Below are 15,454 nucleotides of genomic sequence, written 5' to 3'. Positions count from 1 at the left end.
GGGCATCTGGATAGTTAAGTAATAGCAAAGAGGAAAGAGAGGTGCCCCGCCCTGGCAGGCAGGGGCTTAGACTTACTCTTTAGAAAGCAGCTGATCACGATACTGGTTGTAACCTAGCTCTTCATAAACGCTGCTCATGCGATCTCTAAAGACGTCCATATCAACCTGAGAAAACGTTACGCCTTCCTGCACCATACGCATCCGCACTGAGGCTTGGGCTGCTGCAGTTGCTTCGCTGGCCTCTCCGCCAGCTTTTAGCAGCTCTTCATCTAGAATAGTGCGTAATTCATCAGGTAATGCTTGGTACCACTGTTCGGAAGTGGCAATACCGGTCATCAAATGGATATGGTTGGTTAATGCCACATGAGTAATAACTTCATGCAGGTTTTGACCTTCAGCGGCGGTGAGCTGTGCTTCAGCCCCATCGATCGACCCTAGCTGTAGGGCTGAGTAAACCTCTGACCAAGGCAGTGGGGTTGGAGTAGCGCCCATCGCTTCAACGGTTTTCACCCAAACAGGTGAGTTGATAGTGCGGATACGCACACCACTTAAATCATCAGGTGTCTTTACTTCATTTTGGGTCAGCATCTGCCGCGACCCCTGAAACCAGTTATAATTGAGCAGTCGTAAACCACTTGTTTCAGCCATACTCTCTACCCAATCCAGGTAGAGCGGAGACGAGGTGATTTGATCATAGTCATGATAATCTTCGACTAAATAAGGGGCACTCAAGATACCTAGCTCGGGTTGATACTCCGACAAGCGACCAGCATCAACTAAGATAGCGATATTAGCGCCACTACGAATTTGTTCGATCACGTCTTCGTCTGAACCAAGCTGGCTATTGGGAAAAATCTGAATGGTCAACTCGCCCTCTGAGCGCTCCGCAATCGCCTCTTTAGCACTCTCCATTGCCTGGGCGATAGGATCTTGAGGGCTCAAAGCTATTGAGACATTAAGCTGGTACGCGGCGTGAGCCGAATGGCTTGCGACAATCAGCGCTACAGCAGGAAGTAATTTTGTGAGTTTCATTTCAGGCTCCTAAAGGCTTTCATTTATTATTGATGATTTACCAACCAGTTCTGGCTGATCCTTCGTAATGCGGCCTATGTTGCTTTTTTGTTGTTCTCAAGCGGGTTTTATATAGATAGCGCATGAGCATTGATGCCCACATTTTCAAACAATTCTGGAAAGCGGCGCTCTAGTTCAGGTAGCGAATGAAGTATTTCACGCTGGTGGGTACTCATTGCCTGCTTGGCCGCCTCAGTATCCCCAGCCGATATCGCGTCCACTATGGCCTGATGTTGATCTGCCAGTTTGGGGATGGGTGTCGAATCAGGAATACTCAAATACCGCACCCTATCTAACTGCGCTTTAACATCTTCAATCACGTTCCACGCCATGGTTTGCCCCGCAGAGATTGCCAAGGTGCGATGAAACATCTCATCAAGAAAGAAAAAACGGTCATGATCTTGCCGCTCAATGCAGCCACGCTGGCGCTCAATCAGCTCGTTTAACTCCATTAATACGCTTGATGGAAGCGTGCATTTAGCTGCCTCTAAAGCAATGGCAACCTCAAGCGACTCACGAATAAATCGCGCCTCCAGCACCGCTTGGCGCGAAATGCGCACAACATAGGTGCCCCGTTGGGGACGAACTTCCACCAGGCCTGACTCAGAAAGGCGAATAAACGCTTCGCGCACAGGTTGGCGACTGACGGTAAACAAATTCGCAATCTCCTTCTCCGATAGCGCCTGCCCCGGTGCCAACACCATCTGGATAATTGACTGCCTCAGCACGTGAAATAGCCGTTGGCGTACCGATTCTCCATCGTGGGTTTCCTGCCAAAGCGTTTGTAATGTTGTGGGCATTGCACCTGATCCTGATAGAGCAGCACGTGTAGGTTAGCTGCGAAAACTGATATGACTAGTATGGTAGTGGTATTAAAATAAAAAAAGGGTCAATGGTTTACCCTTTAGTCGCACATCTAACGAATTGACAAACACCAAATTCAAAGAAATATCTTACATAACAGCTTGGCTTAGCGTATTTTTTGACTGTAGTTCTGTAACGTTGCAGGCATTTATGTGTAGGTATTTAACCAGCTAGCGCCTAAAATGGTTTAATACAAACGAATGAATTCTATTATCACTGCCCTGAGGCAAGTGACATGGAAAAGTTTAGGCTGGGCTGCTGCAAGCCGATGAGAGCCAGGAGAGAATAATGCAGGCCATCCAGGCAAGTGATAATTCGAAAGACTTGGTCTTATCGACTGAATTACCGCCATTTTTGGTAGCAGATCTAATTAACTGTCCGGCTCTTCCCAGTCTGCCATCGGTCGCTATCAACGTCTTGAAAATAGCCCGCACTGAGCACCCCTCAGTAAACGAGTACGCTAATGCGATAGAGCGTGATCCTGCCTTGACCATACGGATCATTACCCTGGCCAACAGCGCCTTTTTCTCGCGTAGCCATACAAAGGTGCATGGTTGCCAGGAAGCGACGGCTCGTCTGGGGTTAGACACCACGCTGGCAGCGGTAATGAGTTTCAGCCTGCTTCAAAACAGGGGCATTGATGTTCATTACCAGCGTGTATGGATGCGCTCCATCATTGCTTCATTAGCAGCCCGTCACCTTGCCATCTATCTCTGCCCCGAAATGGCGGGGCCCGTGTTTACGGCAGCCTTGCTCCAAGACATTGGCATCATGGCATTAAGGGCAACCTACCCTAAAGAGAGCAACAATCTCTATACAGAAACCGCACTCTCTCATCGGCAGCTATCGGAGTCGGAACAGCGGCTCTTTGGCTGTGATCACTCACAGGTAGGCGCCTGGCTTGCCGCCAAGTGGGGAGTTCCGACGCCACTGGCACAGCGAATCTGCGACAGTCACAGCGAATACGACATTAACGCCCCCGACAAGCTGTGCGTTCAGCTCTCTGGTTCCATTGCCGACGCCTGGCTCTCTTCCCATCCAGCGCAATCGCTAGTCGCCGTGGTGCGGGAATTTGAAACCTACCAGAGCGCCCAAACGATCTCTTTACGGCATTTGCTAGAGAATATTCAGGAACAGTTGCCTGCTCTGGCGGACATGCTGCAGATGACGGCTCCCCCTTTGCAGAACAACGAATCGCTACTGGCTGAGGCTCAGCAGCTGCTGTTTCAACAAACGTTACAGCTCAAAGCGCGCCTTGATACCCAGCAAGCAGAACTCGCCTCCCTTCGTCAGCGGCAAGATGAGCTGGAAGAGCGCTCCCGGATAGATACGCTTACCGGGCTTGCCAACCGATCCTGGCTTGAAGAGCAGATGCACAAGCGCTTTGTCCTGTGTCAGCAACAGTCACGCATCATGTCCGTAGTGTTTATTGATCTTGATCACTTTAAGAAGCTAAACGATCAATACGGCCACCAAATGGGCGACAGTGTGCTGCAAACATTTGGCAAAACGCTACAGTCGCTCATTCGTGACGGCGATCTTGCAGGGCGCTGGGGTGGCGAAGAGTTTCTGGTCGTGTTGCCAGATGAAGATGCACAGTCAGCCCAGGTATTCGCTAAACGAATTGCCCAGCGGCTGGCAAAAACGCCGATGGCACACGATGATCAGGAACCCATTCATGTATCCGTATCCATCGGTATCGCCTGTTTGGATGACGGTGGATTTGGCAGTGCGGATGAGCTTATTGATGCGGCCGATAAAAGTATGTATTTCATCAAGCACACAGGACGCGGTGGCATAGCGATATACGGAGATCGGGGTGCGATGGTCACGCCTATTAACGACTAGCCCTTTTTATTACTGGAACGCCTCCCTCTATAGCAATATATGAGTCTTCTATGCTGGAACTTCGTCAGGTACATAAAACCTACGCGACGCCACAGGGGCCGCTAAGGGTACTCGAAGATGTCTCCCTACGCTTGGCCGGAGGAGAAAGCCTGGCGTTAATGGGTGAATCCGGGAGCGGCAAATCCACCCTCCTGCATCTTGCCGCTGGTTTGGATCTCCCCGACCAAGGGACAATTACCCTTGAAGGCCAGAACGTCGCCTCATTACCTGAGCCCGCCCGCGCCAAGCTACGCCGCGAGCAATTAGGGTTAGTCTTCCAGCAGTTTCATTTAGTCCCCAGCCTAACGGTGATCGACAATCTGCGCTTGCAGGCGCGCTTAGCCAAGCGCGATGACGCCGACTGGGCAGGCTACTTGATTGAGCGACTAGGACTGACAGGCTTGGAGAAACGCTACCCAGAACAGCTCTCTGGTGGGCAGCAGCAGCGCTTAGCGATCGGTCGTGCCCTGGCTCCCCGCCCGGCCCTCCTGCTGGCCGACGAACCCACGGGTAACTTGGATGAAACCACGGCAGGCGAAGTGCTTGAACTGTTATTAAGCCTCGTCCACGAAACCCAGTGCGCCCTGCTCATCGTCACCCACAGCCTGCAAGTGGCGGCACCGCTAGATCGCTGCCTTCGCCTGCGCCACGGTCGCCTACTAGACGCGGCACCATGACCCAGGTTCTATCCACGCTACTTAGCCACTACCGGCGCCATCCTGGCCAACTGATCATGCTGCTACTTGGGCTTTGGGTTGCCAGCGCGTTGTGGAGCGGCATCCAAGCGATCAATGCTACAGCAAAAGAGAGCTACGCCCGCGCCGATGCACTGTTTGCCACCCAACTCGATCAGCTTGAGCGCCGCGATGGTGCCCCACTCACCCGCGCCGAGTATCTCGCCCTGCGCCAGGCAGGCCTGCCCGTTTCGCCCATGCTGGAGGGGGAAATCGTTACCCAGGATGGCACCCGGCTCACGCTGATCGGCATTGATCCACTCACCCTGTCCGGTGACAACCCGTTTGCTCAAGCAGATACCTCTGCGTCGCTAAATGACTTTCTACTTTCCCCGTGGCAAACACGCCTAGCACCTGACGCCCTGATAGCTCTGGGGATAACGCGCGAAAGCGCATCAGGCGCCACCCCAACCTTAGCCGATGGCAAGCAACTTCCACCGCTGATTTTATCGCCAGCGCTTCCACCGAACACGCTGATTATGGATATGGCAGCGGCGGCGCGGTTGCTTGAAAGCGGTAACGAGATTACCCGCATGGTGGCCGCCCCGGGGGCACTAGCGGAAGCACCGGCCGGATTAACCCTCACCCGCGCCACGACGGTTGCCTCCCCCGGACAACTAACGGAAAGCTTTCATCTCAACCTTACCGCTTTGGGGCTACTGGCCTGGGTGGTGGGGCTATTTATTGTTCAGGCAGCGCTAGGTCTGGCGCTGGAGCAACGCCTGGGCATGCTGCGCACCCTGCGGGTGCTGGGTGTATCAGGGCGCCGCTTAGTTTTAGCGCTCAGTTTAGAGCTAATCCTGCTCGGCCTGATCGGCGCTCTGGCCGGTATTGCCAGCGGCGTTTGGCTGGCACGCCTGCTACTGCCCGATGTCGCGGCGACCCTGGGCTCGCTTTATGGTGCAGGCGTGGGGCAAGATCTCAACCTGCCCTGGCACTACTGGGTCGGTGGGCTGGCGGTTAGTCTTGGCGGGCTACTGTTGGCGGGCAGCGGCGTGTTATGGCGCGCTGCCCGCTTGAACATGCTGGAGTTAGGCCAGATGCAGGCCTGGCGCCGCGGTTACCGGCGTCAATTAACGCTGATGAGCATCAGCGGTACCCTCGCCTTGAGTATTGCGCTAGCGCTGTATGCCTGGCTACGCTTTCAGCCCCCTGGCGATGGTTTGATGGCGGGCTTCGGGCTGATTGCCGCACTGCTATTGGCCAGCGCGCTATGGCTTCCCCCCCTATTAGCACTACTGCTGAAAGGGCTGGCCCATCTTGCCCGGCGGCGCCCACTTATCCACTGGGCAATGGCGGATATGCAGCTACAGTTACCCAGGCTGTCACTGGCCATGATGGCACTTCTCATTGCGTTAGCGACCAATCTGGGCGTCGGCAGTATGGTTGGCGGCTTTCGCCTCACCTTTTTAGAGTGGCTTGATCAGCGCCTGGTCGCCCCGCTCTATTTAAATGCCCCCAGCGAGCAGTACGCAGAGATCGACGCCTGGCTCGCTGGCCGCCCGGAGGTGTCTGAACGGCTGCTGACTCGGCGCAGTGACGCAACGCTGCAGGCCGCCACCACGCCAGAAGGCAGCCGTTTAATAGGCTCGCCCATCGAGCTTTACGGCATTACCCCAGGTGAATCATTAACCCCACACTGGCCGCTGCTGGCCACCGAGCAGAGCCGCTCATCCGCCTGGGCAGCCTTTAGCAAGGGCGCCATGTTTATCAACGAGCAGCTCGCCACCGCAGAGAACCTCTCCCCTGGCGACCAGCTAACCCTTAGCGCGCCGGGCGCCAATGAAACGCTGACCATCGCCGCTATTTATCCCGATTACGGCAACCCCAGCGGGCAGGTGTTGATGGCATCGCCCCAGCTTGCCGCTCGATTTGATGCGCCGCCAAGCTCCATGGGCTTAGTGCTGAGTGATAACGCGGATGTTGATGAACTACGTGCAGCCCTGGGCGAACGCTTTGACCTCGGCAGCGATGCGCTGAGTGATCAAAGGGATATCAAGCGTGTCGCCACCGAGATTTTTGAGCGTACCTTTACTATTACCCGCGCCCTCAATGGCTTGACCCTAGCGGTAGCAGCCCTGGCTCTGCTCGCCAGTCTGCTGACCCAGGCACGCAGCCGGCGCCAACAGTTAGCACCTCTTTGGGCGCTGGGCGTTCCCCGTGCGCAGTTGGCGCCATTGAATCTGGCCCAACTCGGTGGCGCTGCATTAGCGACCGGCCTGCTGGCGATTCCGCTGGGTATCGCCATTACCTGGGGCTTAGTGGCTATCATCAATGTGGCCGCTTTTGGCTGGCGACTGCCGCTCTACCTATTCCCCTGGGAAATGGCCGTTACCCTGGCGACCGCCGTGGGTGTCGCCCTACTGGCGGCTGCCCTGCCTACGCTGCGTTTCTGGCGCGCCTCGCCACGGGCCTTACTGGCAGAAGAGGCCAATCAATGAGCTTACTTCGATGGTTGAGCCTCAGCCTACTTATCAGCAATTCTCTGGCGCTCTACGGCTGTGGGGAAGAGCAGCCAACCAACAGCAGCGCAGGCTTTGCCGGTTTGGGGCAAACGGCAGAGGGTTTTCAGCATGCAGAACCCAACCAGGCTATTCGCTTTCCCCAAGATCATGCTGCCCACCCGGATTACCGTATCGAGTGGTGGTACCTCACCGCTAATCTGGAAGACGCCGACGGTGTGCCCCTCGGCCTGCAGTGGACGCTGTTTCGTCAGGCACTTATGCCGCCCGGCGAGCGCCCCGAACCCACGCCCTGGGCAGCCGACCAACTCTGGATGGCGCATATGGCGATCTCCCAAGGCGAGCAGCATCACGTTGCCGAGCGCTTTGGGCGCAGCCACTCCCAAGCCCCGCTTTATCAACCCCACGATGCTCAGGCTGGCGTTATCGCTACTCCGTTCCACGCCTGGTTAGACGACTGGCAGCTTAAAGCGACTAGAAAGGTCGATAATGCCGACTTCAATGATCTCACCCTCTCCGCTTACAGCGGCGAAGATACGTCGCGTTTTGGCTATACGTTGACGCTTACTACCGAGGGGCCGCTCGTCTTTCACGGTGAAAAGGGGTTCAGCCAGAAAGCCGCCAATGGGCAAGGTTCGATGTACTACAGCCAGCCCTTCTGGCAGATAGAGGGCGATGTCACCCTTAACGGCGAAACTAAGTCCGTCAGCGGCCGCGGCTGGCTGGATCGTGAATGGAGTAGCCAACTGCTTGATGCCCGCCAATCCGGCTGGGACTGGTTCTCGATTCACCTGAATGACGGCCACAAGCTGATGGCGTTTCAATTACGTGGGGGTGGTGACAGTAGTGACGACACTGAAGCCGAACAAGATGCGGACTACCGCTCCGGTACCTGGGTTACCCCACAAGGCGACGCCACACCTTTAGCCACCGACGACATCACACTAACACCACTGGCAACTTCATCCGTCGCCGGTCGCGAAGTACCCACCCGCTGGCGACTGGAAATAGCCTCAGTTGGGCTCGATATCAATATCGAAGCACCCCACGCCAACCGCTGGATGACCACCAGCGTGCCCTACTGGGAAGGTGAAGTGGTGGTCAACGACCGCGCCAGCGGCGAACCACGTGGCGTAGGTTACCTGGAAATGACCGGGTATTAACATGGCGAATTGTGTTGCCAATGCACAGGGCTAATACACAGAGCTAATACACAAAGCTAATTCACTCGGCATTATCTACGATGTAAGCGGCGAGGTTAGCGATATCATCATCAGACAAATCAGTGGCATTGGGGATCATTAAGAAGGAGTTTGATCCCACCTTTTCTCCCGCCCGGTACGTCTCAAGACGCGAAGTGATGTAATCTGCGTCCCGCCCGCTCAGCGATGGAAAGCTCGCCATTCCTTTTCCGCTTGGGCCGTGACACTGAGCGCATGCGTCCGCATAGAGTGTGGCTCCAGCGGACTTATCTGCCGCTTCTAGAGTAGCCGACCCCATCGCCAACGCCGTCGCAGTGACGCAAAACAGAAATATCTTCATGGTGACCTCTTCCCGGTAGAGTGGTCTTGAACAGTAAGCTTGAGCCAGATTAAGGTGAGTGCGCAGCCGCACTGCCAAACGCCAGCGCGGCTGCCTATAGCTCACTCCGGAGTGATACGGTAAATGCTGCCTTCATCAACTGCCGTATAGAGATCACCATCAGGCCCCAGCACCAATGATCGGAAGCGGGCCGCCCCCATGGGCACCGGCATTTCGGCAACGTCGTTGACCGAAAGGCCATCTTCCGCGATATCGATTAGATTAATGCGTTGACCCACCGGCGTACCGCCAAAACCAATCCCCATAAAGCCAACCAGCAGACGTCCGTCCCAATCCCCCCACTGTTCACCGGTTAAAAACTCAGTAGCCACCATACCTTGCGAAAGACCATCATTACCCCAGGCAGGCTTCATGGCATCGGGGTAGGTTTCCAAGTCGGTCACCGGCATATAAGCAGCCCGCTCTTTGGGATCCATCCCTTCGGTCTGGTTGGGTTCATAACCGCAGTAATCGTCCGGGCAATCACCACGCCCCGCCATGTTAGGACGCGGATCCCAGCCACTGTTGCCGCCATTAACGAGCACATTGATCTCATCCGAATGCCAGGGGCCATGCTCGGTCACGATCGGCTGACCTGTGCTCGGGTGGAAAGTGATACCTTGTACGTTGCGATGACCGTAGGTATAGATACGTGGATCGAAACCCTCAGGCGGTTCGTTGCCCTCGGCAGCCTCGCCATTCCGGTCAATACGCAGCACCTTACCACCAAGAAGTTCCGGTGACTGAGGGAGCTCACTGTTATGGTTATCGCCAGTGGTCACATAAAGATAACCGTCATCGGGACTGAAGCGGATACGGCCCCCATTATGAGCACCAGCGTCGCCAAACGGATGATCAGTGGCAGCGGGTTTGTACGGGATGTCATCGACAATATCAGTGCGATCAGAAACTTCATCAAAATCACTATTCACTGTCATGCGCAGCACGCGATTAGTGCGTGGCTCAGACATGTTGGAAGCAGAGTAGACGTAGACCGTCCGGTTTTCGTCAAAATCAGGATCGACCGCAACACCGTTCATACCAGCCTGCCCCTCGCAGACAAGATCATCCGCTGTGGTGGCATAGTCGTCAGTGCCTTCCATGCCTAGCAGGTGCTCTACCTCACCATCGGGTAGCCTTACCGACAGCCCTCGACAGCGTTCGGTGTAAAACATCGTCCCATCTGGCAGAAAGGCCATATCCCACGGGTTTTCAAGACCGGTTAACACCTCAGTTTGGCTGAGTTCAGGCGCATTGTTGGCAGTCGCAATGGCGGGCAAGCCGATAATCATCGCCGAAGCGATGATTGCGGGCAGCGGCCGCAGAGTGGGTTTATGGGACATGGGGTCTCTCCTTCCTAGTGTTGTTTGTAATTGTTATCAACTTTGCCATGGGCTTTTTCAGTTTAGATCGGCAGCCATGCCGGTCAATATTTACCGCTCCCATAATGAGGAGATAGGAGTGAGGAGTTGGAGTGCGGAGCAGTGAATTAATTAGCGAGGGTCAAAACTGCATTTTGTGTATAGCGAATGTCGCTTTACGACAACTAATGTTTGCCCACCGCGACACACTGGTAAGCGAATAAACTGCTGACAAGAGAGCTCGCCATGAATCGCAATGTCATTCTCACCTGCGCCGTAACAGGCGCAGGTGATACCATCGCTAAAAACCCCAACGTACCCGTCACGCCCAAGGCTATCGCCGCTTCCTGCATTGAAGCTGCACGCGCCGGGGCCAGCATTGCGCATATCCATGTTCGCGACCCGGCAACCGGCGGCATCAGCCACTCGACCGACCATTTCCGCGAAGTGATGGAGCGCGTTCGCGAGGCGGATGAGGGTATTGTGATGAACATTACCGCTGGCGGCGGCGGCGACTGGATACCGGATGCCACAGACCCGACCCGCGGCGGCCCAGGCACCGATATTCAAACGCCCGCTGAACGTCACGCCCCGGTGGGTGAGCTGCTCCCCGAGCTGTGTACGCTGGATTGCGGTAGCCTCAACTTTGGCGACATGGTCTACGTGAATCCCGCTGACTGGCTACGCGAACACGCCCGTTTGGTGCAAGCCGCAGGCGTCAAGCCGGAGCTTGAGTGCTTTGATCTGGGCCATGTCTGGTTTGCCCGCCAGCTTCAGCAAGAGGGCTTGATCGATGATGATCCACTCTATCAGCTCTGCCTGGGCATACCCTGGGGCGCCGAAGCAGACACCGAAACCATGCTCGCCATGCGCAACAAGTTACCAGAAAACGCCAACTGGGCAGCGTTCGGCATTGGCCGCCATCAGATGCCCATGGTCGCCCAGGCGGTGCTGCTGGGCGGTCACGCCAGGGTGGGGTTGGAAGACAATCTGTTTTTAGAGAAAGGCGTGCTGGCCACTAACGGCCAACTGGTCGAAAAAGCCTCAACCATTATTGAAAACCTCGGCGCCCGGGTAATGACACCTGCAGAAACCCGCGCCCATCTTAGGTTACGTGACCCAGAGCTGCGCGCTCCGGCAGGAGGTGACGCATGAGCCGTTTAGCCGTGATTGGTACCGGCGTGATTGGCAATGGCTGGATTGCCCGCGCCCTCGCCCAAGGCTGGGACGTGGTTGCGTTTGATCCAGACCCATCAGCACCTACGCGCACCCGTGCATTTATCGACAACGCCTGGCCTTCGTTAACCCAGCTAGGCCTGTCGTCTAATGCCAGCCCTGAGCGGCTAACGTTTGTGGCTACAATAGAAGAGGCCGTGAGCGGCGCTGATCTGATTCAGGAGAACGTGCCCGAGCGGTTACCGCTTAAGCAAGAAATTCTGGCCGCCATTGATGCCGCTGCCGCGCCGGACGTTATTATTGGCTCGTCTACCTCCGGCTTTAAGCCCACCGACCTGCAGCAGCAGTGCCAGCAAGCGCCTGGTCGCGTGATCGTCGCTCACCCCTTCAACCCGGTGTATTTACTACCGCTGGTGGAGCTTGTGGGCGGCGAATCAACCCAGACCGCGCAGATTGCCACCGCCCAGAAACGCTATCAGGCCCTCGCCATGCGGCCGTTAGTGGTTCGCCGTGAAATAGAGGGCCATATCGCCGACCGCTTAATGGAAGCGCTGTGGCGGGAAGCCCTGCATCTGGTTAACGATGGGGTGGCCACCACCGAAGAGATCGATGCGGCGGTGGTTTACGGCTGTGGGCTGCGCTGGCCGTTGATGGGCACTTTCTTGACCTTCCACCTGGCGGGCGGCGAACCGGGCATGCGCCATATGCTGGAGCAGTTCGGCCCGGCGTTAAAACTGCCCTGGACCAAGCTGGAAGCCCCGGAACTCACCGACGAACTGATTGATAAAGTGGTAGAAGGCTGTGAACATCAGGCCGCGGGTCGATCAGTGGCTACCCTTGACCGCCGCCGGGATGACTTCCTGGTCGAGCTGCTTGAAGTAGTGCAAAAATACTGGCCGGAAGCCGAAGGCTTGGAAGGACGCATTTAATGATCATTTATAAAACCCAGGTCGCTCCCGAATGGGTCGACTACAACGGGCATATGAACGACGCGGAGTACGCCCGCGTCTTCTCCCTGGCCTGTGAAGCACTGATTGACCACATTGGGCTGGATGAAGCGGGCCGTGAGCACTACGGCTACACGATCTATACCCTGGAAACGCACCTCTGCTACCGCCGCGAGGCACACCAAGGCCAAGCGCTAAACGTAGGTCTTACACTGCTCGATAGCGACACAAAGCGCCTGCACCTCTTTTTCACCCTGTTCGATGACGAAGACAACCTGGTAGCGACCAGCGAGCAGATGCTAATGGGCATGAAACAAGCGTCTGGACGTCCAAGCCCGTTTCCTGAAGCGGTCGTGAATCGCATTGCAGCACTGCCCAAAGTAGATAGCGGCGCCTGGCCAGAACTTGCCGGGCGCACCATCGGTATACGGCGCTAAGGATGACAGTAGCGATGAACGTAGACGCCTTTATTCAGCGCTTTAGCGCAGGGCTGGCAGTCATGGAGGAGCAGCCCCTGCCTCAGGCAAGGCGCGCTTACGACAAGCTCTGCCGCTCGTTCGCCCCACCCGACCCGGCCGGTATGCGGGTCGAAGATAGCATTATTAGTGGTGTGAGCGTGCGCCGCTTTACTCCTCAGCAGCAAGCGCCGGGGTGCGTGCTGTTTATACATGGCGGCGGTTTTACCATCGGCTCAACAGAGAGCCATCATGGCCCTGCTGCCAGCTTGGCCCACCAGCTTGAGCGCGAAGTGGTCAGCGTTAACTACCGACTGGCACCGGAAGTAACGTACCCCACCATGCTGGCAGAGTGCCAAACGGTGTTAACAGCCATTCAACCTATTGCCCTGGTGGGTGACAGCGCTGGAGGGCGACTAGCTATCGACCTTGCCCACCCGCTAAGTGAAGCGCCGCCGCTGGGATTAATCTACCCGCCCGTTGGCGAACTTTCGCCAGCTTGCCTGGGTGAAGATGCCCCACTGCTTTCGCGCCACGATGTGCTCAGTATTCGCGGACAGTGCCCTGAGATTATCGCCACTCAGCGGGATCGCCACTCTCCTACCCAGAGCATGGAAATCCTGACAGTCGCACACGACCCGCTAACTCAGCCCATCGAAGCCGCAGTGGCCAACTGGCGAGCAGCAGGCGCCTCCGTGGGCTATCGCTGTGCGCCGCAGATGGTACACGCAGCCCTTCACGCCCAATCGCAGCTCCCCGAAATGGGCAGTGCGTGGCAGGATTTCTGCCACGCACTCAAGCAGCGGCTTGATGGATAAATAAACTATTTAAGCGTCGAACTGGGCCCGCACCTGCTCAATCGCGGACTCGCCATCGCGGGTTTTGACACCGTCGAGCCACTCAGCCACGGTGTCTAGATTATTACCAATCCACTCATGGGCCACTTCATCCGCCGGGCGGTCTTCGTAGCTATACTCGTGTACCCATTCGTTCTGGTCTTCGATATCGATCACGTACTGCGACAGGAAACGGTGAACCTCCGGCGCGTCGTCCGCCAGACTGGCAGGGGTAATCGTCCATACCGTGCTTTCAATAGAAGCCACGCCCGCGCCATCGCTATCGGCCAAGTAGGCCAAATCGAAGCTCACGTTCATCCAGTGGGGCTCCCAGCCGACAAAGGTCACCCACTCCTCATCCGCCATTTTCTGCTCAGCCTGGGCCAGCATGGCCGACGTTGAGCTTTCGCGGAGCTGCCAATCGCCTAGCCCGGCAAGGTCGTTATCGATGGCGTTGAGAATGGCATCATTAATGCCGGTGCCCGCTTCAATGCCCTGGATTTCGCCATCGAAGCGGTCACGGTGCTCAGCTAGCTCCGCGACCGTGGTAACGCCGGCATCGTACACATACTGAGGAACCACTAGCCCCGAATTGGCGCCGCGGATATTGGAAACCACTTTTTCTACTTTGCCATCGGCCACCAAGGGCTCGACCATATCGGTCTGAACCGGGTACCAGCCGCCTAAATAGATGTCCAGATCGTTACGCGTCAGGCCTTCCAGAATGACGCTCACGGCTAAATCCTGCTGGCGGGTCTCATACCCCATGGCCTCAAGTAGTTGGGCGGCCACTTCGGACTTCACTGTAACCCCGGGCCACGGCGGCACCCCAAAGCGCAGTTCATCAAGCTCCGCCATGGCAGGGGTGGCGGCAAACGCAGAGAGTAAAAAGCCCGCCGTCAACGACAGCGTCTTGGTAGTGGCAGAGTTGGTGGTGACAGAGCTGGTGGTGGCAGAGCTGGTGGTGATAGAGAGAGCAGTGACCGACATTTGGCTAAACCTCTTTATTAGTTGGGTTTAGCTAGTATGCGCGGCTTCCCCTCTACTACTAGACAATAGGCGACGATTACCAGACATTAAGCGACACTCAGTGCGCTTTAAAGGTCTTTTCCCGCCATGCCAGCACGAACCTGCCGGGGCGAGTAGCCGTAATGGGCACGAAAGGTACGCGCAAAGCTCGATGAGGAATTAAACCCACAGGCTACGCCCACCGCCAGCACCGCGAGATCGGTCTCCGCCAGCAGCCGCCGGGCGCGTTTAACGCGTAGCTGCAAATACCACTGGCGCGGAGACTCGTTGAGCTCCTGCTCAAACAAGCGCTGCAACTGGCGCACCGATACGTCTACTCGGCTGGCTATCTCGTCAAGGGGGAGCGGCTCTTCAAGGTTCTGCTCCATTAACGCCACCGCCTCCACAACCCGCCGGTTATGCGTGCCTAAGCGCTTCACCAACGCCATGCGCTGCTGATCGCTGCGGGTACGGATCCGATCATGGATAAGCTGCTCGGAGACGTCGATGGCCAGCTTCGCCCCATGCCGCCGCGCAATCACTTCCAGCGCCATATCCATCGCCGCAGCCCCACCTGCGCAGGAGAAGCGTCGTTCGCCCAACTCATAAAGCTCATCGGTGGTATCAATGCCCGGAAAGCGCTCGCGAAAGGCGGGCAGGCTCTCCCAGTGTAGCGCCACACGTTCGTGTTTTAACAACCCGGTGGCGGCGAGCAGAAACGCCCCAGTATCGATACCGCCCAGACAGCAGCCCGCCTGATCCAACTGATGCAGCCAGGCCATTAACGGCCGGGTAAGGTGCGCCTCAGGAGTGAAGCCGCTGCACACTGCCAGAGAAGGCAGATGGTGCACCTCCGCCGTTGCTTGATCGGCTATCAGAGTCATGCCATTAGATGCCGTCACCGGCCCGCCATCAGCGCTGATCAATGTCCAGTCGAACAGCGGGCGATGGGCGATGCGGTTGGCAATACGCAGCGGCTCCACTGCCGCAAAAAAGGCCATCATGGAAAACTGCGGCAGCAGTAAAAATCCGACCATTTCAGGCAGCGGGCCTTGATAATTAAGACGCATGA

General features: G+C 56.5%; 14 protein-coding genes. 8 read left to right on the top strand and 6 right to left on the bottom strand.

Features of this window, described 5'->3' with window-relative positions; translation table 11 throughout:
- Positions 1 to 72 precede the first annotated feature (72 nt).
- Positions 73 to 1,032, bottom strand: coding sequence for a C4-dicarboxylate TRAP transporter substrate-binding protein (locus ACFIOZ_RS07690; RefSeq protein WP_386083098.1), 960 nt, complete (start codon positions 1,030 to 1,032; stop codon positions 73 to 75).
- A 107-nt stretch (positions 1,033 to 1,139) separates the two neighbouring features.
- Positions 1,140 to 1,871 (bottom strand): GntR family transcriptional regulator, encoded by a 732-nt coding sequence (locus ACFIOZ_RS07685; RefSeq protein WP_386083097.1) that lies wholly within the window; start codon positions 1,869 to 1,871, stop codon positions 1,140 to 1,142.
- 352 nt (positions 1,872 to 2,223) lie between these two features.
- Between ACFIOZ_RS07685 and ACFIOZ_RS07680 the strand changes: the two genes are divergently transcribed.
- From ACFIOZ_RS07680 to ACFIOZ_RS07665, 4 genes are read left to right on the top strand one after another with little or no spacing between them, the layout of a single operon-like run.
- On the top strand, positions 2,224 to 3,783 hold the full coding sequence (locus ACFIOZ_RS07680; RefSeq protein WP_386083096.1) for a diguanylate cyclase: 1,560 nt from the start codon (positions 2,224 to 2,226) through the stop codon (positions 3,781 to 3,783).
- A gap of 50 nt (positions 3,784 to 3,833) precedes the next feature.
- Positions 3,834 to 4,499 (top strand): ABC transporter ATP-binding protein, encoded by a 666-nt coding sequence (locus tag ACFIOZ_RS07675; protein ID WP_386083095.1) that lies wholly within the window; start codon positions 3,834 to 3,836, stop codon positions 4,497 to 4,499.
- Entirely contained in the window at positions 4,496 to 6,997 is a 2,502-nt protein-coding gene (locus tag ACFIOZ_RS07670) for an ABC transporter permease (RefSeq protein ID WP_386083094.1), read from the top strand. Before ACFIOZ_RS07675 ends, ACFIOZ_RS07670 begins: the two co-directional genes overlap by 4 nt.
- Entirely contained in the window at positions 6,994 to 8,181 is a 1,188-nt protein-coding gene (locus ACFIOZ_RS07665) for a lipocalin-like domain-containing protein (protein ID WP_386083093.1), read from the top strand. The genes ACFIOZ_RS07670 and ACFIOZ_RS07665 overlap by 4 nt, the downstream gene beginning before the upstream one ends.
- 61 nt (positions 8,182 to 8,242) lie before the next feature.
- Here ACFIOZ_RS07665 and ACFIOZ_RS07660 read toward each other — a convergent pair whose 3' ends face one another.
- Entirely contained in the window at positions 8,243 to 8,560 is a 318-nt protein-coding gene (locus ACFIOZ_RS07660) for a c-type cytochrome (protein ID WP_386083092.1), read from the bottom strand.
- Between the two features lie 101 nt (positions 8,561 to 8,661).
- Positions 8,662 to 9,942 (bottom strand): PQQ-dependent sugar dehydrogenase, encoded by a 1,281-nt coding sequence (locus tag ACFIOZ_RS07655; protein WP_386083091.1) that lies wholly within the window; start codon positions 9,940 to 9,942, stop codon positions 8,662 to 8,664.
- A gap of 264 nt (positions 9,943 to 10,206) precedes the next feature.
- Here ACFIOZ_RS07655 and ACFIOZ_RS07650 point away from each other — a divergent pair, with 264 nt between their 5' ends.
- Genes ACFIOZ_RS07650 through ACFIOZ_RS07635 form a run of 4 tightly spaced genes read left to right on the top strand, consistent with a single transcriptional unit; the run spans position 10,207 to position 13,356 of the window.
- The gene (locus tag ACFIOZ_RS07650) at positions 10,207 to 11,115 is read left to right on the top strand and encodes a 3-keto-5-aminohexanoate cleavage protein (protein WP_386083090.1); all 909 of its coding nucleotides are present in this window, start codon (positions 10,207 to 10,209) and stop codon (positions 11,113 to 11,115) included.
- Positions 11,112 to 12,065 carry an L-carnitine dehydrogenase gene (locus ACFIOZ_RS07645; RefSeq protein WP_386083089.1) on the top strand — a complete coding sequence of 318 codons (954 nt, stop codon included), beginning with the start codon at positions 11,112 to 11,114 and terminating at the stop codon, positions 12,063 to 12,065. Before ACFIOZ_RS07650 ends, ACFIOZ_RS07645 begins: the two co-directional genes overlap by 4 nt.
- Positions 12,065 to 12,520, top strand: coding sequence for a thioesterase family protein (locus ACFIOZ_RS07640; protein WP_386083088.1), 456 nt, complete (start codon positions 12,065 to 12,067; stop codon positions 12,518 to 12,520). Before ACFIOZ_RS07645 ends, ACFIOZ_RS07640 begins: the two co-directional genes overlap by 1 nt.
- A 2-nt stretch (positions 12,521 to 12,522) precedes the next feature.
- A complete protein-coding gene (locus ACFIOZ_RS07635) occupies positions 12,523 to 13,356 on the top strand; it encodes an alpha/beta hydrolase (RefSeq protein ID WP_386083087.1) in 834 nt (277 codons plus the stop codon).
- A 9-nt stretch (positions 13,357 to 13,365) separates the two neighbouring features.
- Here ACFIOZ_RS07635 and ACFIOZ_RS07630 read toward each other — a convergent pair whose 3' ends face one another.
- Together ACFIOZ_RS07630 and ACFIOZ_RS07625 are read right to left on the bottom strand one after the other, a co-directional pair.
- Positions 13,366 to 14,364 carry an ABC transporter substrate-binding protein gene (locus ACFIOZ_RS07630; protein WP_386083086.1) on the bottom strand — a complete coding sequence of 333 codons (999 nt, stop codon included), beginning with the start codon at positions 14,362 to 14,364 and terminating at the stop codon, positions 13,366 to 13,368.
- A gap of 107 nt (positions 14,365 to 14,471) precedes the next feature.
- The gene (locus ACFIOZ_RS07625) at positions 14,472 to 15,452 is read right to left on the bottom strand and encodes a GlxA family transcriptional regulator (RefSeq protein WP_386083085.1); all 981 of its coding nucleotides are present in this window, start codon (positions 15,450 to 15,452) and stop codon (positions 14,472 to 14,474) included.
- Between the last annotated feature and the right edge of the window lie 2 nt (positions 15,453 to 15,454).

Origin of the sequence: Vreelandella sp. F11, from assembly GCF_042466685.1 — a bacterium.
Classification (GTDB): Bacteria; Pseudomonadota; Gammaproteobacteria; order Pseudomonadales; family Halomonadaceae; genus Vreelandella.
Note: the sequence above shows the minus strand (reverse complement) of the source record. Positions and strands in the feature narration are given on the sequence as shown.